Below are 17568 nucleotides of genomic sequence, written 5' to 3'. Positions count from 1 at the left end.
CATGCTTAAGGCCCGTGACGCGTCCTGTTCCGCAAACAGGGAAGGGCGCGGCGCGGACAGGCCGCGCATCGGGGCACCAACACCCGATTCGGGGACGCACCCCAACAGCAAGGACCAGAGATGAAAGCGCTTGTTTACGGCGGCGCCGGGAAGAAGTCCTGGACGGATGTACCGGATCCTGCCATCCGGAACCCCGGCGACGCGATTGTCAGGGTGGACACCACCACGATCTGCGGGACGGACCTCCACATCCTCAAGGGTGACGTGCCTGCAGTGCAGGAGGGCCGGATCCTCGGACACGAAGGCGTCGGCACCATCACGGAAGTTGGATCATCCGTCACCAGCCTCAAGCCCGGGGACCGGGTGATCATCTCCTGCATCAAATCCTGCGGCCACTGCGCCAACTGCAGGACCGGCCTGTATTCGCACTGCCTCGGTGATGAGGGCGCCCCGGGCATCGGCTGGATCTTCGGCCACCTGATTGACGGGACGCAGGCGGAGTACGTCCGGGTGCCTTATGCGGAGAATTCGCTGCACCTGCTGCCGGATGGCGTCAGCGATGAGCAGGCGGTCATGCTCTCGGACATTCTTCCTACGGGCTTCGAAATTGGTGTCCAGTACGGCCGGGTGAAGCCTGGCGATACTGTGGCAGTGGTGGGGGCAGGGCCTGTAGGTTTGGCGGCGATTGCCACGGCCGGGCTCTACGGGGCCGCCGGCATCATCGCTGTGGACCTGGACCGGAACCGGCTGGAGCTATCCCGCAGCTTTGGTGCAACGCAGGTGGTGGTGTCCTCCGACGCTGATTGGAAGAGCCAGGTGCTCTCGCACACGGACGGCCTGGGCGTGGACGTGGCCATCGAGGCCGTTGGCATTCCCGCCACGTTCGACATGTGCACCGAGACTGTCCGCCCGGGCGGCAACGTGGCCAACGTGGGCGTGCACGGCAAGCCGGTGGAGCTGCACCTGGAACGGCTGTGGATCCAGAACATCAATGTCAGCATGGGCCTCGTCAATGCCAACACCACCCCCATGCTCCTGCGCCTGGTGGCCCAGAAGAAGCTGCCTGCGGAGAAATTCGCCACCCACCACTTCAGCTTCGACCAGTTCATGGACGCATACGACACGTTCAGCCGGGCGGCCGAGACACAGGCCCTGAAGGTGGTTATCACGCGTTGAAGGCCGCCGGATAGGACACGCAGGAAACGCCGCTGACCGTGGGAACGGTCCGCGGCGTTTCAGGGATGGCGGTGCTTAATCCTGCCCGGGGCCCTGCGGGGTGGCCTGGCCCGGCGACTTGCCGTTGCCGGCTGTACCAACGGGTGTTGTGGCCGGAGTGGGCGTCCCGGCGGTTGCCGCCGCCGGCTGGCCGAAGCCCTTCAGCATCTGGATGACGTCAAATCCAGTGGTGTCCTTGAGGAGCTGAGCCGTTTCGTGGACACCCGAGGAGACGTTCCTGCTCACCTGCCCGGCGCCGTCGTTCGAAATGACCGTCATGTTGCTGATGGCACCCATCGGGGCCGCGATTTCCTTGGCGATGGACGGCAGGACTTCAAGCAGCTTGTTCAGGATGGCTGCCTCGTTGAACTCGCTGTACGCCTTGGCCTACCCTGTGACTTGGTGACTTCCGCCTCGGCCAGGCCGCGGATCTTGTTGATCTCCGTTTCCGCGTTGCCCTTGGCCGTGTTGGCGGCAGCCAGCGCCTGGGCCTCCACCTCGTTGCCGGCGGCCCGCAGTTTCCGGGTCTCCAGCTCGGCGGCTGCCTCCACCTTGGTGGCTTCGGAGATCCGGGTACGGCGGGACAGGTCCGCTGCAGCTTCGGTTTCCACCTTGTACTTGGCGGCGTCGGCGGGCTTGCGGACCTCGATGTCGAGTTCCTTCTCACGGAGTTCCGCCTGGCGTGCCACCACCTGCTGGTTCTTCAGGATGATCGCTTCCTGCTGGTCAGCCTGGGCCAGCGGGCCGGCAGCATCGGCCTCAGCCTGGCGGGCATCGGTTTCCTGCTTGAGTTCAGCGCGGCGGAGCGCCAGCTTCTGCTCCGCCTCAGCCGTCTTCTGGTCCGCAAGGGCTTTCGCCTCGGCGGCCTCACGCTGCGAATTGGCCTCGGCGATGCTCGCGTTACGGGCCACCAGCGCAGCTTCGGGGCGCCCCAGGTTCTTCAGGTAACCGCCGGTATCGTCCACGGACTTGATCTGGAACGTGTCGATCACCAGGCCCTGGTTGGTCATGGAGTGCTCGGCCTCCTCCTTGACCGAGGCCGCGAACTGCGCGCGGTCCTTGATGATCGCGTCAACGCTCAGCGTGCCAACGATCGAGCGCAGTGAGCCTGACAGCGTCTCCTGCGTGTAGTGGTCAATGGCGTCCTGCTGGTCCAGGAACCGCTGGGCGGCCTTGCGGACGGAGACCTTGTCGCCCCCGACCTTGACCTGGGCAACACCTGTCAGCTTGAGCTGGATGCCGTTGTTGGAAATCGCCTCGATGGTCACCTCAACCTGGCGTGAGGACAGCGAGATGTGGCTGACGCGCTCGGTGATGGGATTAACGAACGCCCTGTTGTTGATGATGACCCGCGACTGGTCATCGGAGGTTTCGTTCGTCGTGTTCGGATCGCTCTTGCCGGTAATCAGCATCGCCTCGTTGGGCTTCGCGAACCGGATGCTCTTGGTGTAGAAAATGAATCCCGCGATAAGCAGCAGCACCACTGCTGCTCCGGCGATCAAAACGATCACCATGGTTCCCCCAATAATCATTTCTCCCCTTATTCACATGTTGAATTTCTCCAGTCACTTTACGTGCCAAAGCCTGCGGCGGGAATCCTGCCGGTGTGGCGGCCGGTTGAGCCTGCGCGTCACGGTTGGCGGCCAGGACGTACGACGCCGGCTGGCTGGGTGCGCAACGGAGTGGGCCAGGGAGGGGAAGCCTGCGGATGAACGAAGGACCAGCATGGGTCCCCGTTCGGTAGGTTGGTGCCGTACGGCAGGGCCAGTTTTCGTCGAGGCATGGGAGAACAAATGAAAGCGATCGTGTACGAAGAGACCGGTGCGTCGTCGGTACTGCAACTGAAGGACAAAGCAAAGAGCGATCCGGGTCCCGGCGAGGTCCGCGTCCGGCTGGCTGTTTCCGGGGTCAATCCCACGGACTGGAAGTCCCGCGCCGGCAGCGGGCAGGGCAGCACGAAGCTGAAGGCGCCAAAGGTTCCGAACCAGGACGGCGCGGGAATTGTCGACGCCATCGGGCCCGGGGTGACGGGCTTCAGCCCCGGCGACCGCGTCTGGCTCTGGGACGTGGCCTGGGGCGGCGACGAAGGCACTGCCCAGGAGTATGCCGTTGTTCCGTCGGTAAAGGCGGTTGCCCTTCCCGATGATGAATCCTTTGACACCGGGGCCTCCCTGGGCATCCCGGCCCTGACCGCACACAGGGCCCTGACCTCGAGTGAACACGGACCTGACCGGCTCTCCCCCGGATCGTTGACCGGGCGGACCGTTCTCGTCACCGGCGGCGCGGGAGCCGTAAGCCACGCCGCAATCCAGCTGGCCCGTTGGGCCGGAGCCAGCGTCATTACCACAGTCAGCGACGACCGGAAGGCCGGCCTCGCCCGCCTCGCAGGCGCGCACCACGTCCTCAACTACCGCACCGAAGACGTTGTTGCCGCCGTCAACGCCGCAGTCCCGGAGGGCGTGGACACCATCGTGGACGTCAACGCACCCGCCAACCTGGAGTCCGACGTCCAGATCCTCAAGCCCGGCGGAACCATCGCCATCTATGCGGCGAACCCCGGGGAATCGGTAACCGTCCCCGTCCGGGAAAGCATGGGCAAGAACATCCGGTACCAGTTCATCCTGACCTATACCGTCACTGACGGGCAGAAGGAACACGCCGTGGAGTCGGTGGCCGAGGCGCTCGCGGCTGGTGCGCTTCGCGTCGGTGAGGACCACGGGCTGCCGCTGACCCGTTTCCCGCTTGCGGAAACCGCATCGGCGCACGACGCCGTCGAACACGGGACCGTCGGAAAGGTGCTCATCGACGTCGCCCCACTCTCCTAGGGCAGGGGTCCGCGAACACCCGGCGTGCCAAATCTCACATTCACGGCCACGCCGGGCCTCCGGGCACCGCCCTACAGGGGCCGCGGCTAACGTGGACGGGTGCGAATCCATGACGTGTCCAGCCCGCGATCCACCGCCCGCGTCCGCGTGGGATTCTGCTTCATGGTGGCGCTGCTCCTGGTGGTTGCCGGCCGGGTGTTCGTGGTCCAGGGATTTGATCCCGAGAGTTATGCGTCCAAGGCCGCAGACCGGCGGACCCAGGTATCCGCGCTCGCCTCCGAACGTGGAGCCATCCTGGACATGAACGGCACCATCCTGGCCCAGAGCACCGTCCGCTACGACATCGTGGGCACACCGAAGGTGAACAGCACGACGGAGACTTTCCGCCAGGTAGACGATTCCGGCACCGTCCGGACGGTCAGCCGCGACCAGGGCCTCCAGGAACTCGCCAACCTCCTGGAGATGCCTGAGCCCGAAGTCCGTCAGCTCATGACCGGCGATGCCCTGTTCACCTATCTGGCCAAAGCCGTGGACCCCGGCGTCGAACGTGCAGTCATGGACCTGGGCATTCCGGGAGTGGAGTCGAGGCCGGTCAAAAAGCGCGCGTATCCCCAAGGGGCAGTGGCCGGCAGCATTGTTGGATTCACCAATGACCAGGGCGGCGCCGCGGGCCTCGAACTGACCCTGGACGAACAACTGACCGGCCGTGACGGGGAACGGACCTACCAGACCGGCGCGGACGGGATCATCATCCCCACCGCTCCGCTGGAGGTGGTCCCGGCCACCAACGGCCAGTCGGTCAAGCTGACCATCGACACCGATCTGCAGTACGCGGCGCAGGAAGCGCTGGAGGCCCAGGCCGGCAAACTCAGCGCCGACTGGGCAAACCTGATCGTCGTCGAAGCCAAGACCGGCAAGATCCGGGCCATGGCGGAAACCAATTCCGTGGACCCGAACGACCCCGGTGCCACGGCACCGGAGGACCGCGGGGCGCGGTCCGTGCAGGCTGCCATTGAGCCCGGGTCAACGGAAAAAGCCATCACCGCAGCGGCCGCCATCGAGGAAGGGCTCGTCAGTCCCGGCTCCCGCCTTGTCATTCCGTCCGGTTACACGGTGAACGGGCAGTTCTTTAAGGACTCTTTCGAGCACGGCACAGAGCAGCGGACTTTCGCGGGCGTGATCGGTTCCTCCATGAATACGGGCACCGTCATGGTTGGCCAGGACCTGAGCCGGGAACAGCGGTATGACTACCTTCGAAAGTTCGGCGTCGGCTCCAGCACCGGAATCCCCCTCCCGGGCGAATCCGCGGGGCTGCTGGCCCAGCCGGACCAGTGGGACGGCCGGCAGGAATTCGCCGTTCTCTTCGGCCAGGGCGTATCGCAGACTCCGCTGCAGACCACCATGGCGTTCCAGGCGATCGCCAACGACGGCGTCCTGCTCAAGCCGCAGCTGATCGAGTCCTACCTCGACCCGGACGGCACCGAGCACCCGGTAGAAGCGGAGCCCGGCAGCAGGGCTGTCAGCGAATCGACGGCAAGGCAAACACGCGACATCCTCGAAAGTGTCGTCACCGCCGGGGGCGCCAAAGACATCAAGGTCCCCGGGTACCGGGTTGGCGGCAAGACCGGCACCGCCGAAGCGGTGGCCGATTCAGGCAAGGGCCTGGACGGCTACACTGCTTCGTTCGTGGGCATGGCACCGATGGATGACCCGCAGTACGTGGTCATGGTCAACGTCCAGCGGCCGGCCGGGAACATCTACGGAATTTCCACCGCGCCGGTCTTCAACAACATCATGACCAGGGTCCTCAGCACGTTCGACGTCGCCCCGTCCCGGACACCGTCAGTCAGCCTGCCGCAGAAGTTCTGAGGCACGCGCCGCCGGGTTGGGCGCGCCGGACTGGTTAGGCTGGGTGGATGGCAACAGTAATCCTCGTGCGGCACGGCCGCACCACAGCCAATGCGTCCGGAATCCTGGCTGGCCGGGCTGCCGGCGTGGGCCTTGACCAGACCGGACTTGAGCAGGCGGCTTTTGCCGGAGACCGCCTTGCCGTGCTGCCTCTGGCAGGCGTGGTGTCCAGTCCCCTGGAGCGTTGCCGGGAAACCGCCCGGCTCATCCTCGACCGGCAGACAGGAAGTCCTGCCGCCCCCGTGGAAGCCGACCTCACGGAATGTGATTACGGGCAGTGGCAGGGCCGCAAGCTCAGTGACCTCGCCACCGAGGACCTGTGGGGTGCGGTGCAGTCGCAGCCGTCCACCGTCGTTTTCCCGGGCGGTGAATCAATGGCCGGGATGCAGGCGCGGTCAGTGGCGGCAATCCGGCGCCATGACGCGGCGTTCGAAGCCGGTCACGGTCCGGGAGCCGTATGGGTGGCAGTGAGCCACGGCGACGTCATCAAATCAATCCTGGCCGACGCGCTCGGGATGCATTTGGACCTTTTCCAACGCATCAACGTGGGTCCGGCCTCCATCTCGATAGTGCATTACGGTCCCGCCCGGCCAAGCGTCTACGCCACCAACACAGATGCAGGGGATCTTGCGTGGCTCGCACACGGCATCTCATCCGGTGATGCGCCGGTGGGCGGCGGCGCGGGACAGCCTGCCACCTAGGCCCATGTGCCTAAAATACAGATATGCCCACACTTGTTCACGAATTTGCCTGGCCTGACCGGGTCGTCATCGGCACCATCGGCGTTCCGGGGGCGCGCACGTTCTACCTGCAGGTCCGCACGGGTAAACAGATTGTCAGTATCGCGTTGGAGAAGCAGCAGTCAGCCGAACTGGCTGAAAAGATCGATGACATCCTCGATCAGCTCGGCACCATCGAGGGAAATCCGTTCAGCGTGCCCGCGGGTACGCCCGTCGAGCTGGTTGACAATGACCAGCTCGAGACGGTTGAGGAGCAGTTCCGGACAGGAGCCATGAGCCTGGGCTGGGATCCTGCAACGGCGCAGATCGTCATTGAGGCCTACCCCATCATCGAGGTCGACGCTGATTCGGTTACCGGCGAAATTCCCGATGTCGATGACGCAGACGTTCCCGAAATGCTGCTGGTACGGATGCCGGTGGGCACCGCGCGCGCATTCGCCAAGCGCACCCGTGAGATCGTGGGCGCCGGGCGTCCCGCATGCCCGCTCTGCGGTTATCCCGTAGACCCCGAGGGGCACGTCTGCACCCTGCCCGAGGCCTGATGCCCGCCGACCTGTCGACCGGCGGCCTGACCCTCACCGGGCGGATCACGACGGCGTCGAATGCCACCTTCATGGGGAGCATTGGCGACACGACCGTTGTCTACAAGCCGATCGCCGGGGAGAAACCGTTGTGGGATTTCCCCGACGGTTTCCTTGCCCACCGGGAAGTCGCCGCCTATCTGGTCTCGGAGGCTCTCGGCTGGAATATCGTGCCCCGGACCTGGCTGCGGGACGGTCCGCTGGGCGAAGGAATGGTGCAGCTGTGGCAGGAGACGGACCCCGGCCAGAAGGCGGTGGACATCGTCTCCCCTGACGAGGCGCCCGAGACCGGTTGGCGTCACGTTTTGGAAGGCGAGGATGAGACCGGGCGGACGGTCGCACTCCTCCACGAGGACTCTGTGGCGCTGAGGCGCATGGCGGTGTTCGACGTCGTGGTGAACAACGCCGACCGCAAGGGCGGCCACATTCTCGCCATGGCGGACGGGCACCGGCACGGTGTGGACCACGGGCTGACCTTCCACACGGACCACAAGTTGCGCACCGTGCTGTGGGGCTGGCTGGGCGATGACCTGAGCAGCGAGGAGCTGCAGGGTATTGAGCGCGTCAGCGAGGGCCTGGACGGAGATTTAGGCCGGGATCTCGCGGACCTGCTCAGCGACGAGGAGATCGCATCGCTTTCTGCACGTTGCGCCCGCTTGCGTGCCGCTGGACGTTTTCCGGCTCCGCATGGGCACATGCCCGCAGTGCCCTGGCCGCTGTTTTAACGGCAGATCCCGCGGGAGTATCCGGTGTCACGGTTAGACTTTGCCGGTATGGACGGATTGGGGGAACCAGGCGATGCGATGCCAGCTTCGTTGAGGTTCACGACGGCGGCATCCGCGCTGCGGCGCGTGACGCTGTGACCATCAGGCGATGAAGAAGGGAAGAGTGCCGTCCTGGCCGTGGACCGAGGTTTGGGCCTGGCTTGTCGGGATCCTCATTGTGCTGGTGTTTCTTCTGCCGTGGTCTTTGATGTGGGTAGGGCGTTGCGTTGACTACGCTGAAGGGGCCGGGGAAAGCTTCTGCGAAAGTGGACCGGTCATCGGAGCGCCCGCTGCCACCATTGTCGCCGCAGTCTCGCTGCTCCTCATCGTGTACTGCCTGTATCGAATTCTGCGCATCCTGGTTCAACGCCGAACGTCCCGGCACAAGCCACGGTAGCCTACCGAGAAGAGAAAATCATCACTACAAAAACCGTCCTCGTTGCCGGAGCCACCGGCGACCTCGGCCAGCGCATCGTTCGTGAACTCCTGCGAGGCGACACCCTGGTCCGGGTCCTGACACGGCCCGGGAGTGGAACAGCCGAAGGATTGTTCGGCGGTGAAGATCGGGTGGCGGTTCACGAGGCCGCCTACACAGATCGGGCCGGCCTCGCCACAGCACTGTCCGGCGTCGACACCGTTATATCCGCGGTCAGCGGTGCCCGTCCGGTCATCGTCGACGCCCAGCGGGCCCTCCTCGCGGCCGCGGTCGAGGCTGGCGTGGCACGGTTCATCCCGTCGGACTATTCTGCGGACTACCGCCGGATCACTCCGGGCAGCAACCGCAATTTCGAGCTACGCCGCGAGTTCGCCGCTGAACTTGACGCCGCCCCTATCCGCGTGACGTCCGTGCTGAACGGCGCTTTCGCCGACATGCTCACCGGGCAGGCTCCCATGATCCTGTTTGAACGTCACCGGGTCCTGTTCTGGTCCTCACCGGACCAGATTCTCGATTTCACGACCAAGGACGACGTCGCAGGATTTGTCGCACTGACTGCCCTCGATGAGCACGCGCCCAGGGTCGTTGAGATTGCTGGCGACCGCGTCACGGCCCGTGATATCGCCCGGATCATGACCGATCTCACGGGGACACCCTTTTCCCTGCAATGGGCGGGTACCACCGGGACCCTGTCGGTGATGAGCAAGATCGGCCAACGCTTTTCGAAGGACAAGGACAAGGCTTTCCCCGCCTGGCAGGGAATGCAGTATTTCGTCAGCATGTTCACCGGCGAGGCCGAACTCCGCCATGTGAACAACCACCGCTACGGCCCGCACGCGTGGACCTCAGTCCGGGATGTCCTGAGGCACATGTGAAGGCAACCTGAGCGCTGTTACGCAACGGGCAGGCTTGTCGGAAGAGTTGCCCGGAAGCACAATTGCCTGCCTGGCCGGAAGGCTTCCGACCAGGCAGGCAATCTCCGTGTGGGAGGGGAGGGGATTTAGAAGTCCCAGTCCTCGTCTTCGGTGTTCACGGCCTTGCCGATCACGTAGGAAGAACCGGAACCACTAAAGAAGTCATGGTTCTCGTCGGCGTTCGGGGACAGGGCCGACAGGATGGCCGGGTTCACGTCAGTGACGGAAGCGGGGAACATGGCCTCGTAGCCCAGGTTCATCAGCGCCTTGTTGGCGTTGTAGTGCAGGAACTTCTTGACGTCCTCGGCCAGGCCAACACCGTCGTAGAGGTCGTGCGTGTACTGGACTTCGTTTTCGTACAGCTCGAAGAGCAGTTCGAACGTGTAGTCCTTGATTTCCTGGCGCTTCTCCTCGGAAACCCTCTCCAGGCCCTTCTGGAACTTGTAGCCGATGTAGTAGCCGTGCACAGCCTCATCGCGGATGATCAGGCGGATCAGGTCTGCCGTGTTCGTCAGCTTGGCGCGTGAGGACCAGTACATGGGCAGGTAGAAGCCCGAGTAGAACAGAAAGCTCTCCAGCAGCGTGGAGGCCACTTTGCGCTTCAGGGGGTCGTCGCCCTGGTAGTAGTCCATGACGATCTGGGCCTTCTTCTGAAGGTTCTCGTTCTCGGTGGACCAGCGGAACGCCTCGTCGATCTCCTTGGTGGAGGCCAGCGTGGAGAAAATGGAGGAGTAGCTCTTGGCGTGCACGGACTCCATGAACGCGATGTTCGTGTACACGGCCTCTTCGTGCGGGGTCAGCGCATCCGGGATCAGGGAAACTGCGCCGACGGTCCCCTGGATGGTGTCCAGCAGGGTCAGGCCGGTGAACACGCGCATGGTGAGCTGCTGTTCGGCCGGCGTCAGGGTGTTCCAGGACTGGACGTCGTTGGACAGCGGCACCTTCTCCGGCAGCCAGAAGTTGTTGACCAGGCGGTTCCAGACGTCCACGTCCTTGTCGTCCTGGATCCGGTTCCAGTTAATGGCCTCGACGTGGCTCAGCAGCTTGACCTTCTCGGTCATGTCATCCCCTATGCGTTGGGTGGTTTTTCTCTAAGTTAAAGCGTACGACGGCGGGCGGGCGCCCGCCGTCGTACATCAGGAGTTAGTTGAAGCTTCAACTACAGCATGCAGCTGACGCAACCCTCCACCTCAGTCCCTTCCAGCGCGAGCTGGCGGAGACGGATGTAGTAGATGGTCTTGATGCCCTTCTTCCAGGCGTAGATCTGGGCCTTGTTGATGTCGCGGGTGGTGGCCGTGTCCTTGAAGAACAGCGTCAGCGACAGGCCCTGGTCCACGTGCTGGGTGGCGGCGGCGTAGGTGTCAATAACCTTCTCGTAGCCGATCTCGTACGCGTCCTGGTAGTACTCCAGGTTGTCGTTGGTGAGGTACGGCGCCGGGTAGTACACGCGGCCCAGCTTGCCTTCCTTGCGGATCTCGATCTTGGACGCCACCGGGTGGATCGAGGAGGTGGAGTTGTTGATGTAGGAAATCGAGCCCGTCGGCGGAACAGCCTGCAGGTTCTGGTTGTAGATGCCGTGCTCCATGACCGAAGCCTTCAGCGCCAGCCAGTCAGCCTGCGTGGGGATGTGCACGTCCTTGAAGAGTTCGCGGACCTTTTCGGTCTGCGGCACCCATTCCTGCTCCGTGTACTTGTCGAAGAACTCACCCGAGGCGTACTTGGACTTCTCGAAGCCGCCGAACGTCTGGCCGGTTTCGATTGCCAGCAGGTTGGAGGCGCGGACCGCGTGGTACACCACCGAGTAGAAGTAGATGTTGGTGAAGTCCAGGCCCTCGTCCGAGCCGTAGTGGACCCGCTCGCGGGCCAGGTAGCCGTGCAGGTTCATCTGGCCCAGGCCGATGGCGTGGCTCTGGTCGTTGCCCTTGGCGATGGAGGGCACCGAGGTGATGTTGGACATGTCGGACACGGCCGAGAGGGACCGGATGGCCGTCTCAATGGTCAGGCCGAAGTCCGGCGAATCCATGGTCTTCGCGATGTTCAGCGAGCCCAGGTTGCAGGAGATGTCCTTGCCGGTGTCATCGTAGGACAGGTCATCGTTGTACGTGGTGGGCTGGGAAACCTGGAGGATCTCCGAGCACAGGTTGGACATGATGATCTTGCCGTCGATCGGGTTGGCCCGGTTCACGGTGTCCTCGAACATGATGTACGGGTAGCCGGACTCGAACTGGATCTCGGCGAGGGTCTGGAAGAACTCGCGGGCCTTGATCTTGGTCTTCTTGATCCGGGAGTCGTCCACCATCTCGTAGTACTTCTCGGTGACCGAGACGTCAGAGAACGGCATGCCGTAGACCTTTTCGACGTCGTAGGGCGAGAACAGGTACATGTCCTCATCCTTCTTGGCCAGCTCGAACGTGATGTCCGGGATGACGACGCCGAGTGAGAGGGTCTTGATGCGGATCTTCTCATCCGCGTTCTCGCGCTTAGTGTCCAGGAACCGGTAGATGTCCGGGTGGTGGGCGTGCAGGTAGACGGCACCGGCGCCCTGGCGGGCTCCGAGCTGGTTGGCGTAGGAGAAGCTGTCCTCGAGGAGCTTCATCACGGGGATGACGCCGGAGGACTGGTTCTCGATCTGCTTGATGGGCGCGCCCACCTCGCGGATGTTGGTCAGCGCAAACGCCACGCCACCGCCGCGCTTGGACAGCTGCAGGGCGGAGTTGATGGAGCGGCCGATCGACTCCATATTGTCTTCGATGCGCAGCAGGAAGCAGGAGACCAGCTCGCCGCGCTGCTTCTTGCCGGCGTTCAGGAACGTGGGGGTTGCGGGCTGGAAGCGGCCGTCGATGATTTCGTCCACCATCTGGAGGGCCAGCTTTTCGTCGCCGCGGGCCAGGTGCAGGGCCACCATGCACACGCGGTCCTCGTAGCGCTCCAGGAAGCGCTTGCCGTCGAACGTCTTCAGCGTGTAGGACGTGTAGAACTTGAACGCGCCCAGGAAGGTCTCGAAGCGGAACTTCTTTTTGTACGCGCGGTTGAAGAGCTCGCGGATGAAGTTCATCGTGTACTGGTCGAGCGTCTCGCGCTCGTAGTAATCGTTCTTGACCAGGTACTCGAGCTTCTCTTCCAGGTCATGGAAGAACACGGTGTTGTTGTTAACGTGCTGCAGGAAGTACTGGTGCGCTGCCTCACGGTCGGCGCCGAACTGGATCTCTCCGTTCGGGCCGTACAGGTTCAGCATCGCGTTCAGCTCGTGATAGCCCAAACCCTTGTAGGCGGCAGGCATCTCCGGCTTCTGGGCCATGGTTACTTCTGTGTCTGCGACAGTCGTGTCCAAAACGTGTCCAATCCTTGGTTGACCCGGGTGACGTCTTCCGGCGTTCCCATAAGTTCGAATCGATAAAGGTGGGGTACCTGGCATTTGGCGGCGATGATGTCCGCCGCCAGGCAGTAGTTGTCCCCGAAGTTTGTGTTTCCGGCGCCGATCACCCCGCGGAGCAGCTGCCTGTTCTGCGGGTTGTTCAGGAACCGGATGACCTGCTTCGGGACGGACCCCTCTCCCCCGGTGCCGCCATAAGTGGGCACTACCAGCACAAATGGCCGGGTGGCGAGGAGGGGTGCGTCCTTCGCATAAAGCGGGATCCGGGCCACTTCCCGGCCGAGCTTCACAACGAAGCGGCTGGTGTTCTCGGAAGTCGAGGAAAAGTAGATGAGCTGGCTGCCGGTCCGGACTGCTTCGGTTTCATCCGATGCCCGGACGGGCGGGGACACCTCCACGCGCTGAGCCGCGTGGTTGTGCAGGGCCCTGCGTCCCTGCTGTGCTGCTGGTGCTGCGATGGAAGTCACCTCAGCTGGCTGGTTTGAAGGAAAAGCGGAATCCCTAGGCCACAGAGGAGACTGCGGAGAGCGCGAGTTCCTCGATCTTGTCCGGGCGGAAGCCGGACCAGTGGTCCTGGTCAGTGACCACAACGGGAGCCTGCATGTAGCCCAGCGCCTTCAGGCGGTCGAGTGCCTCGGCGTCCTGGGAGATGTCAACGCTCTGGTAGGTGATGCCCTTTTTATCAAGAGCGCGGTAGGTGGCGTTGCACTGAACACAAGCAGGCTTCGTGTAAACCGTTACGGTCATTGTCCCTGTCCCCTTAGTCGAAATCTTCGCTGGTCCGGTGTCCCCGTCCAAGCTGTATGTCGATACTACATGTAGTGCAGACGCCGCTTAGGAACCCCTAGATGATGTATTACAAGTATGTCATTTAATGCACCTTTAATCCACAGGCGGGCCCCCTCAAAATGTCCGGAATCCCGGCGATTTCGTGGACACCGTCCACACCCTGTGGAGTACTTAGCCACATTTAAAGCCCAGCGTGTCGGGGAAAAGACGGCGTGTCGCGGCCGTCCGCGGGACGGCGCCGGGCAACCGAAAGGGGGTCCCGAAGTGACCTTCGGAACCCCCTTGGGTGAGCAAACGCACGACGGCGGCAGGCCGGCGTCGTGCGCCCCCCAGCTTTCATCCGGGGAGGGTGGCGCTAGAGCTGCGCCTCCCGCCGGTCCAGCACGATCTGCTGGACATCCAGGTAACCGGACTGGAACCCGGCACGTGAGTAGCAGAGGTAGAACAGCCACATCCGCTGGAACACCGCATCAAAGCCCAGCGCGTCCACCTCGGCGGACCTGGCCAGGAAGCGCTCCTCCCACAGGCGGAGGGTGGCGGCGTAGTGGTCCCCCATCCCCATGCGCTCCCGCACGCGGAGGGTGGTGTGCTGCTGCGTGACCCCTTCAATGGCCCGCACGGACGGCAGGAACCCGCCCGGGAAGATGTACTTGTGCACCCAGGTGTAGGCGTTGCGCGTGGCCAGCATCCGGCCGTGGGGCATGGTGATCGCCTGGATGGCCACCTTCCCGCCCGGAGCCAGGACGCGGTCGATGGTCTGGAAGTAGATGGGCCAGTACTCGTAGCCCACTGCCTCGATCATCTCCACGGACACCACGGCGTCGTACTCGCCTTCCACGGCCCGGTAGTCCTGCAGTGCCACCGTCACCTTGTCCGCGTACCCGGCCTCGGCAATGCGCGCCTGGGCCAGCGCCTGCTGCTCGCTGGAGAGCGTCACGCTGTAAACGCTGGCGCCGCGGGCTGCGGCCCGCAGGGCAAGCTCGCCCCAGCCGGTGCCGATTTCCAGGAGCCTGGTTCCCTCGCCCACGCCTGCCTTGTCCAGCAACCTCTCGATCTTCGCCTGCTGCGCGTCCGCCAGGACGCCGAAGTCCACGGAGTCCAGCGGTCCCGCAGACGATGGGAACAGGGCTGACGAGTAGCTCATGGTGGTGTCAAGGAAATTGGCGAACAGCTCGTTGGACAGGTCGTAGTGCCGTGAGATGTTGCTTCGCGTGTTCTGCTCGGCGTTCCGTTCCTGCCGGGGTGTACGCGGCAGGTACAGGGAGCGGAGCTTCTGCAGCGGCATGGGGATAAGGCTGTCCACGGATGCCGCGAAGACTTCCAGGACGGCTGCGAGGTCGCTGGCTTCCCAGTCGCCGGCCATGAAGGATTCGCCGAGCCCGATCAGGCCGTTGTCACCGATCCGGACCTCGAAAGCCTCCGGCCGGACCATCGTCATCACCGGCGCCTCAGGACCGCCCATGCCCAGGACCGTTCCGTCCGGGTACGCCACGCGGAGGGGCAGCCGCCTGGCGGCCCCTTTAAAGAGCAGGCCCGCGGCTTTGCCTGCCACGGCAGCTTTGGCTCCCGACGGCGGCTGGGCAACTCCCGGCCAGATCTCCGGATTGATGGTGGCGGGCGATGCCGGCACTCCGGTGGGCGTCCAGGCGGCGGGGCCGTTGCCCCCGGCCGGGCTGCTTGCCTTGGAGTGGGCTGCGGCGGTGCCGTTGTCGTCCGTCATTGTCATTGAACTGCCTCCTGTGAGGTGTGGTGTGGCTTGGTGACGACGGGCAGGCGTCTTGCCCAGAGTTTAATGCCCTGCACCCTGATCAGGGCGGATACCAGCAGCGGCGCGGCCGGTACCTGGATGGCGGCAGCAACGATGTTCCGTGCGGTGGCGGGACGCCGCCGTCCGTCCATGGTGGCCACGAAGGGCCGCTGGCCTTCGCGTTCCAGCACGATCGATACGGCCAGCCGCTCCCCCGGGGCCGGCAGCTTCATCCGGTACTGCCCGTCGACGTCGTTGAAGGGCGAAACGTAGAAGGCTTTGGGCACGGAGGCCCGGCCTGCCGCATCCGTCCGGAGCAGGTAGCAGTGACGCTCACCGTATGTGTTGTGGACTTCGGCCACGACGCATTGGAGGTCGCCATCGCTCCGGTAGCACCAGAACAGGGACAGCGGGTTGAAGACGTAGCCGAACACCCGGGCGCTTGCCAGCATGCGGATGGCACCGCCGTCGGGCTCGATGCCCTGGGTCCGCAGGTAGCGTTCCACGTTGGAGCGGATGGTTTCGTCCGGATCGCCGAGGTGGTCGCCGGCGTGGAATCCGGCCAGCGGCCGCAACCAGGCGGGCACGCGGGGCAGCCGGTCGACGTCGACGAACCAGCTGTAGCTGCGGTAGGTGAACGCGTTCTTCAGCGGGCTTTGCCGCACGTGTGAAATCGAGGTCCGGTAGATGGCCGCCGCAGGGGCCGCGGCACCATCGGTGATGGCTGTGCCGGCGTTCATGGCTACACCGTAGCTCACGAGGGTTCCGCCGCTTGGGCGAACTCGCGCTCCCCCTCGTCGGCAGCATCCGCGGGACCGGCCTGGACGGAAGCCCAACGGCGGCCCAGCTTTTCCGCGGCGCGGACTCCGGCAAGGGCTCCGTCCTCGTGGAATCCCCACCCCAGGTAGGCGCCGGCAAAAGCAATTTTTCCGTCGCCCAGGGCGGAAATCGCCTCCTGCGCCTTCAGCGATTCCGGCGTGTACTGTGGGTGTTCGTACACCATCCGCTCCAGCACGGTGCCGTCTCCGATGAGATCGGACTCGCCGAGGCTGACAAGGTAGGGGCGGCCGTCCTGCGGTTCAAGCCGCTGCAGGCGGGTGAGGTCGTAACTGACCAGGACCCTGTCCGGCCGGGCATCGCAGGACGGCAAACGGTAGTTCCAGGAGGCCCGGGCGTTCTCCGCGGACGGCAGCACGGCCGGGTCGCGGTGGAAGACGGTGTGGTTCACGGAATACGGCATGCCGCCCAGCGCTTCCTTCTCCTCCGGGGTGGCGTCGGCGAGGAACCCGAGGGCCTGGGCCGGATGGGTGGCAATCACGACAGCGTCAAAGTCTTCCAGCGTGTCTCCGGCCGCGAGCTCCACACCCGAGTCGTGGCGCCGGATGGCGGTAACGGGCGTGTTGAGCCGTACGTCCGGCAGCGTCGCGGCCAGCTTTTGCACGTACCGCGCAGATCCACCCGTGACCGTCCGCCACTGCGGCGAGCCCTTGAGGCCGAGCAATCCGTGGTGGCCGAGGAAGGTGAACAGGTAGCGGGCAGGATAGTTCAGTGCGGTGGTCGGATCGCATGACCACACCGCGCTGACCACGGGCGTCATGAAGTGGGAGATGAAGTACTGGCTGAAGTTTTCGCGGGCCAGGAACTCTCCGAGCGTGGGTTCAGGGGTCTGTGCTTCGCCGCTCACGGCCGAGGCCGGGGCAGTCTTCAGCAGGGCGCGGGCCCTGCTGTAGAACCGGGTGACTTCCAGCAGCATCAGCAGGTAGCGTCCGCGCAGCAGGCTGGAGGGGCGGGCAATGATGCCGCGGGCTCCGTCACGGGCCCCCGCGTACTCCAGGCCGCAGCCGTCGCAGCGGATGGACATGCTCATCTCGGAGTCCTGGGTTTCGACGCCGAGCTCGGCAAACAGCCTTAGGAGAGTGGGATAGGTGCGTTCGTTATGGACAATGAACCCCGTATCCACACCCATCAGGGAGCCGTCCGGCTGGGGCATGTCGTGGGTGTGGGCATGCCCGCCCAGGCGGGAATCGGCCTCGAACAACGTAACGTCGTCCTGCCGGTTGAGGACATAGGCGGCGGTCAGGCCTGCCACTCCGCTGCCGATCACGGCAACGCGCCGCCTCTCGCCCCCACTCGCTGCTGGGTTAGGTGACAATCCATGCTCCTCTGCTGAACATCTGCCGCTGGCCGGCTATACAAACGGCAATTCGGCGCCGGTCCTGCAGCGGATGGGCGGATTGCCGCCTCTTTTTGTCCAACCCTACGGGCAAGGCACTCGG

At 64.3% G+C, this 17568-nt stretch carries 16 protein-coding genes; 7 read left to right on the top strand and 9 right to left on the bottom strand.

Annotation, left to right across the window (positions count from 1 at the left end; all coding sequences use genetic code 11):
* The first annotated feature begins 120 nt into the window (after nucleotides 1-120).
* Nucleotides 121-1176 (top strand): zinc-dependent alcohol dehydrogenase family protein, encoded by a 1056-nt coding sequence (locus QE394_RS18535; RefSeq protein ID WP_349035224.1) that lies wholly within the window; start codon nucleotides 121-123, stop codon nucleotides 1174-1176.
* Between the two features lie 75 nt (nucleotides 1177-1251).
* On the opposite strand, the gene QE394_RS18530 is transcribed toward QE394_RS18535, so the two are convergent.
* Together QE394_RS18530 and QE394_RS18525 are read right to left on the bottom strand one after the other, a co-directional pair.
* Nucleotides 1252-1524 (bottom strand): hypothetical protein, encoded by a 273-nt coding sequence (locus QE394_RS18530; protein WP_349035436.1) that lies wholly within the window; start codon nucleotides 1522-1524, stop codon nucleotides 1252-1254.
* A 38-nt stretch (nucleotides 1525-1562) separates the two neighbouring features.
* Complete coding sequence (locus tag QE394_RS18525; protein ID WP_349035223.1) at nucleotides 1563-2747, bottom strand: SPFH domain-containing protein; 1185 nt, start codon at nucleotides 2745-2747, stop codon at nucleotides 1563-1565.
* Between the two features lie 261 nt (nucleotides 2748-3008).
* On the opposite strand from QE394_RS18525, the gene QE394_RS18520 reads away from it, so the two are divergent.
* The 6 genes from QE394_RS18520 (at nucleotide 3009) to QE394_RS18495 (ending at nucleotide 9344) form a co-directional block, all read left to right on the top strand.
* A complete protein-coding gene (locus tag QE394_RS18520) occupies nucleotides 3009-4040 on the top strand; it encodes an NADPH:quinone reductase (RefSeq protein WP_349035222.1) in 1032 nt (343 codons plus the stop codon).
* A 99-nt stretch (nucleotides 4041-4139) separates the two neighbouring features.
* Nucleotides 4140-5909 (top strand): penicillin-binding protein 2, encoded by a 1770-nt coding sequence (locus tag QE394_RS18515; RefSeq protein ID WP_349035221.1) that lies wholly within the window; start codon nucleotides 4140-4142, stop codon nucleotides 5907-5909.
* Between the two features lie 47 nt (nucleotides 5910-5956).
* Nucleotides 5957-6649, top strand: coding sequence for a histidine phosphatase family protein (locus QE394_RS18510; protein ID WP_056079649.1), 693 nt, complete (start codon nucleotides 5957-5959; stop codon nucleotides 6647-6649).
* Nucleotides 6650-6672: 23 nt separating this feature from the next.
* Nucleotides 6673-7230, top strand: coding sequence for a DUF3090 domain-containing protein (locus tag QE394_RS18505; RefSeq protein ID WP_349035220.1), 558 nt, complete (start codon nucleotides 6673-6675; stop codon nucleotides 7228-7230).
* Entirely contained in the window at nucleotides 7230-7994 is a 765-nt protein-coding gene (locus tag QE394_RS18500; protein WP_349035219.1) for an SCO1664 family protein, read from the top strand. The genes QE394_RS18505 and QE394_RS18500 overlap by 1 nt, the downstream gene beginning before the upstream one ends.
* A gap of 453 nt (nucleotides 7995-8447) precedes the next feature.
* On the top strand, nucleotides 8448-9344 hold the full coding sequence (locus QE394_RS18495; RefSeq protein WP_349035435.1) for an NmrA family NAD(P)-binding protein: 897 nt from the start codon (nucleotides 8448-8450) through the stop codon (nucleotides 9342-9344).
* A 125-nt stretch (nucleotides 9345-9469) separates the two neighbouring features.
* Here QE394_RS18495 and nrdF read toward each other — a convergent pair whose 3' ends face one another.
* The 7 genes from nrdF to QE394_RS18460 all read right to left on the bottom strand — a co-directional run bounded on the left by nrdF (nucleotide 9470) and on the right by QE394_RS18460 (nucleotide 17444).
* Nucleotides 9470-10444 (bottom strand): class 1b ribonucleoside-diphosphate reductase subunit beta, encoded by a 975-nt coding sequence (gene nrdF, locus QE394_RS18490; protein WP_056079660.1) that lies wholly within the window; start codon nucleotides 10442-10444, stop codon nucleotides 9470-9472.
* 98 nt (nucleotides 10445-10542) lie between these two features.
* Nucleotides 10543-12663, bottom strand: a complete 2121-nt coding sequence (gene nrdE / locus QE394_RS18485; protein WP_056079966.1) for a class 1b ribonucleoside-diphosphate reductase subunit alpha — start codon at nucleotides 12661-12663, stop codon at nucleotides 10543-10545.
* A 20-nt stretch (nucleotides 12664-12683) separates the two neighbouring features.
* The gene (nrdI, locus tag QE394_RS18480) at nucleotides 12684-13154 is read right to left on the bottom strand and encodes a class Ib ribonucleoside-diphosphate reductase assembly flavoprotein NrdI (protein WP_056079970.1); all 471 of its coding nucleotides are present in this window, start codon (nucleotides 13152-13154) and stop codon (nucleotides 12684-12686) included.
* A 103-nt stretch (nucleotides 13155-13257) separates the two neighbouring features.
* Nucleotides 13258-13503: a glutaredoxin-like protein NrdH gene (nrdH, locus tag QE394_RS18475; RefSeq protein ID WP_015937305.1), complete on the bottom strand. Its 246-nt coding sequence runs from the start codon at nucleotides 13501-13503 to the stop codon at nucleotides 13258-13260.
* 397 nt (nucleotides 13504-13900) lie between these two features.
* Nucleotides 13901-15271: a class I SAM-dependent methyltransferase gene (locus QE394_RS18470; protein WP_349035218.1), complete on the bottom strand. Its 1371-nt coding sequence runs from the start codon at nucleotides 15269-15271 to the stop codon at nucleotides 13901-13903.
* Nucleotides 15268-16032 carry a DUF1365 domain-containing protein gene (locus QE394_RS18465; RefSeq protein WP_056079976.1) on the bottom strand — a complete coding sequence of 255 codons (765 nt, stop codon included), beginning with the start codon at nucleotides 16030-16032 and terminating at the stop codon, nucleotides 15268-15270. The genes QE394_RS18470 and QE394_RS18465 overlap by 4 nt, the downstream gene beginning before the upstream one ends.
* A gap of 14 nt (nucleotides 16033-16046) precedes the next feature.
* Nucleotides 16047-17444 (bottom strand): FAD-dependent oxidoreductase, encoded by a 1398-nt coding sequence (locus tag QE394_RS18460; protein WP_349035217.1) that lies wholly within the window; start codon nucleotides 17442-17444, stop codon nucleotides 16047-16049.
* Between the last annotated feature and the right edge of the window lie 124 nt (nucleotides 17445-17568).

The sequence above is a fragment of the Pseudarthrobacter sp. SORGH_AS 212 genome (assembly GCF_030818145.1).
Classification (GTDB): Bacteria; Actinomycetota; Actinomycetes; order Actinomycetales; family Micrococcaceae; genus Arthrobacter.
This window is presented reverse-complemented; position numbering and strand designations above follow the sequence as displayed.

Excerpts from the sequence above, each read along its gene's own strand:
- QE394_RS18535 (WP_349035224.1), top strand. The coding sequence starts at position 121 with ATGAAAGCGCTTGTTTACGGCGGCGCCGGGAAGAAGTCCTGGACGGAT.
- QE394_RS18525 (WP_349035223.1), bottom strand. The coding sequence starts at position 2,747 with ATGATTATTGGGGGAACCATGGTGATCGTTTTGATCGCCGGAGCAGCA.
- QE394_RS18520 (WP_349035222.1), top strand. The coding sequence starts at position 3,009 with ATGAAAGCGATCGTGTACGAAGAGACCGGTGCGTCGTCGGTACTGCAA.
- QE394_RS18510 (WP_056079649.1), top strand. The coding sequence starts at position 5,957 with ATGGCAACAGTAATCCTCGTGCGGCACGGCCGCACCACAGCCAATGCG.
- QE394_RS18505 (WP_349035220.1), top strand. The coding sequence starts at position 6,673 with ATGCCCACACTTGTTCACGAATTTGCCTGGCCTGACCGGGTCGTCATC.
- QE394_RS18500 (WP_349035219.1), top strand. The coding sequence starts at position 7,230 with ATGCCCGCCGACCTGTCGACCGGCGGCCTGACCCTCACCGGGCGGATC.
- nrdF (WP_056079660.1), bottom strand. The coding sequence starts at position 10,444 with ATGACCGAGAAGGTCAAGCTGCTGAGCCACGTCGAGGCCATTAACTGG.
- nrdE (WP_056079966.1), bottom strand. The coding sequence starts at position 12,663 with ATGCCTGCCGCCTACAAGGGTTTGGGCTATCACGAGCTGAACGCGATG.
- nrdH (WP_015937305.1), bottom strand. The coding sequence starts at position 13,503 with ATGACCGTAACGGTTTACACGAAGCCTGCTTGTGTTCAGTGCAACGCC.
- QE394_RS18470 (WP_349035218.1), bottom strand. The coding sequence starts at position 15,271 with ATGACAATGACGGACGACAACGGCACCGCCGCAGCCCACTCCAAGGCA.
- QE394_RS18465 (WP_056079976.1), bottom strand. The coding sequence starts at position 16,032 with ATGAACGCCGGCACAGCCATCACCGATGGTGCCGCGGCCCCTGCGGCG.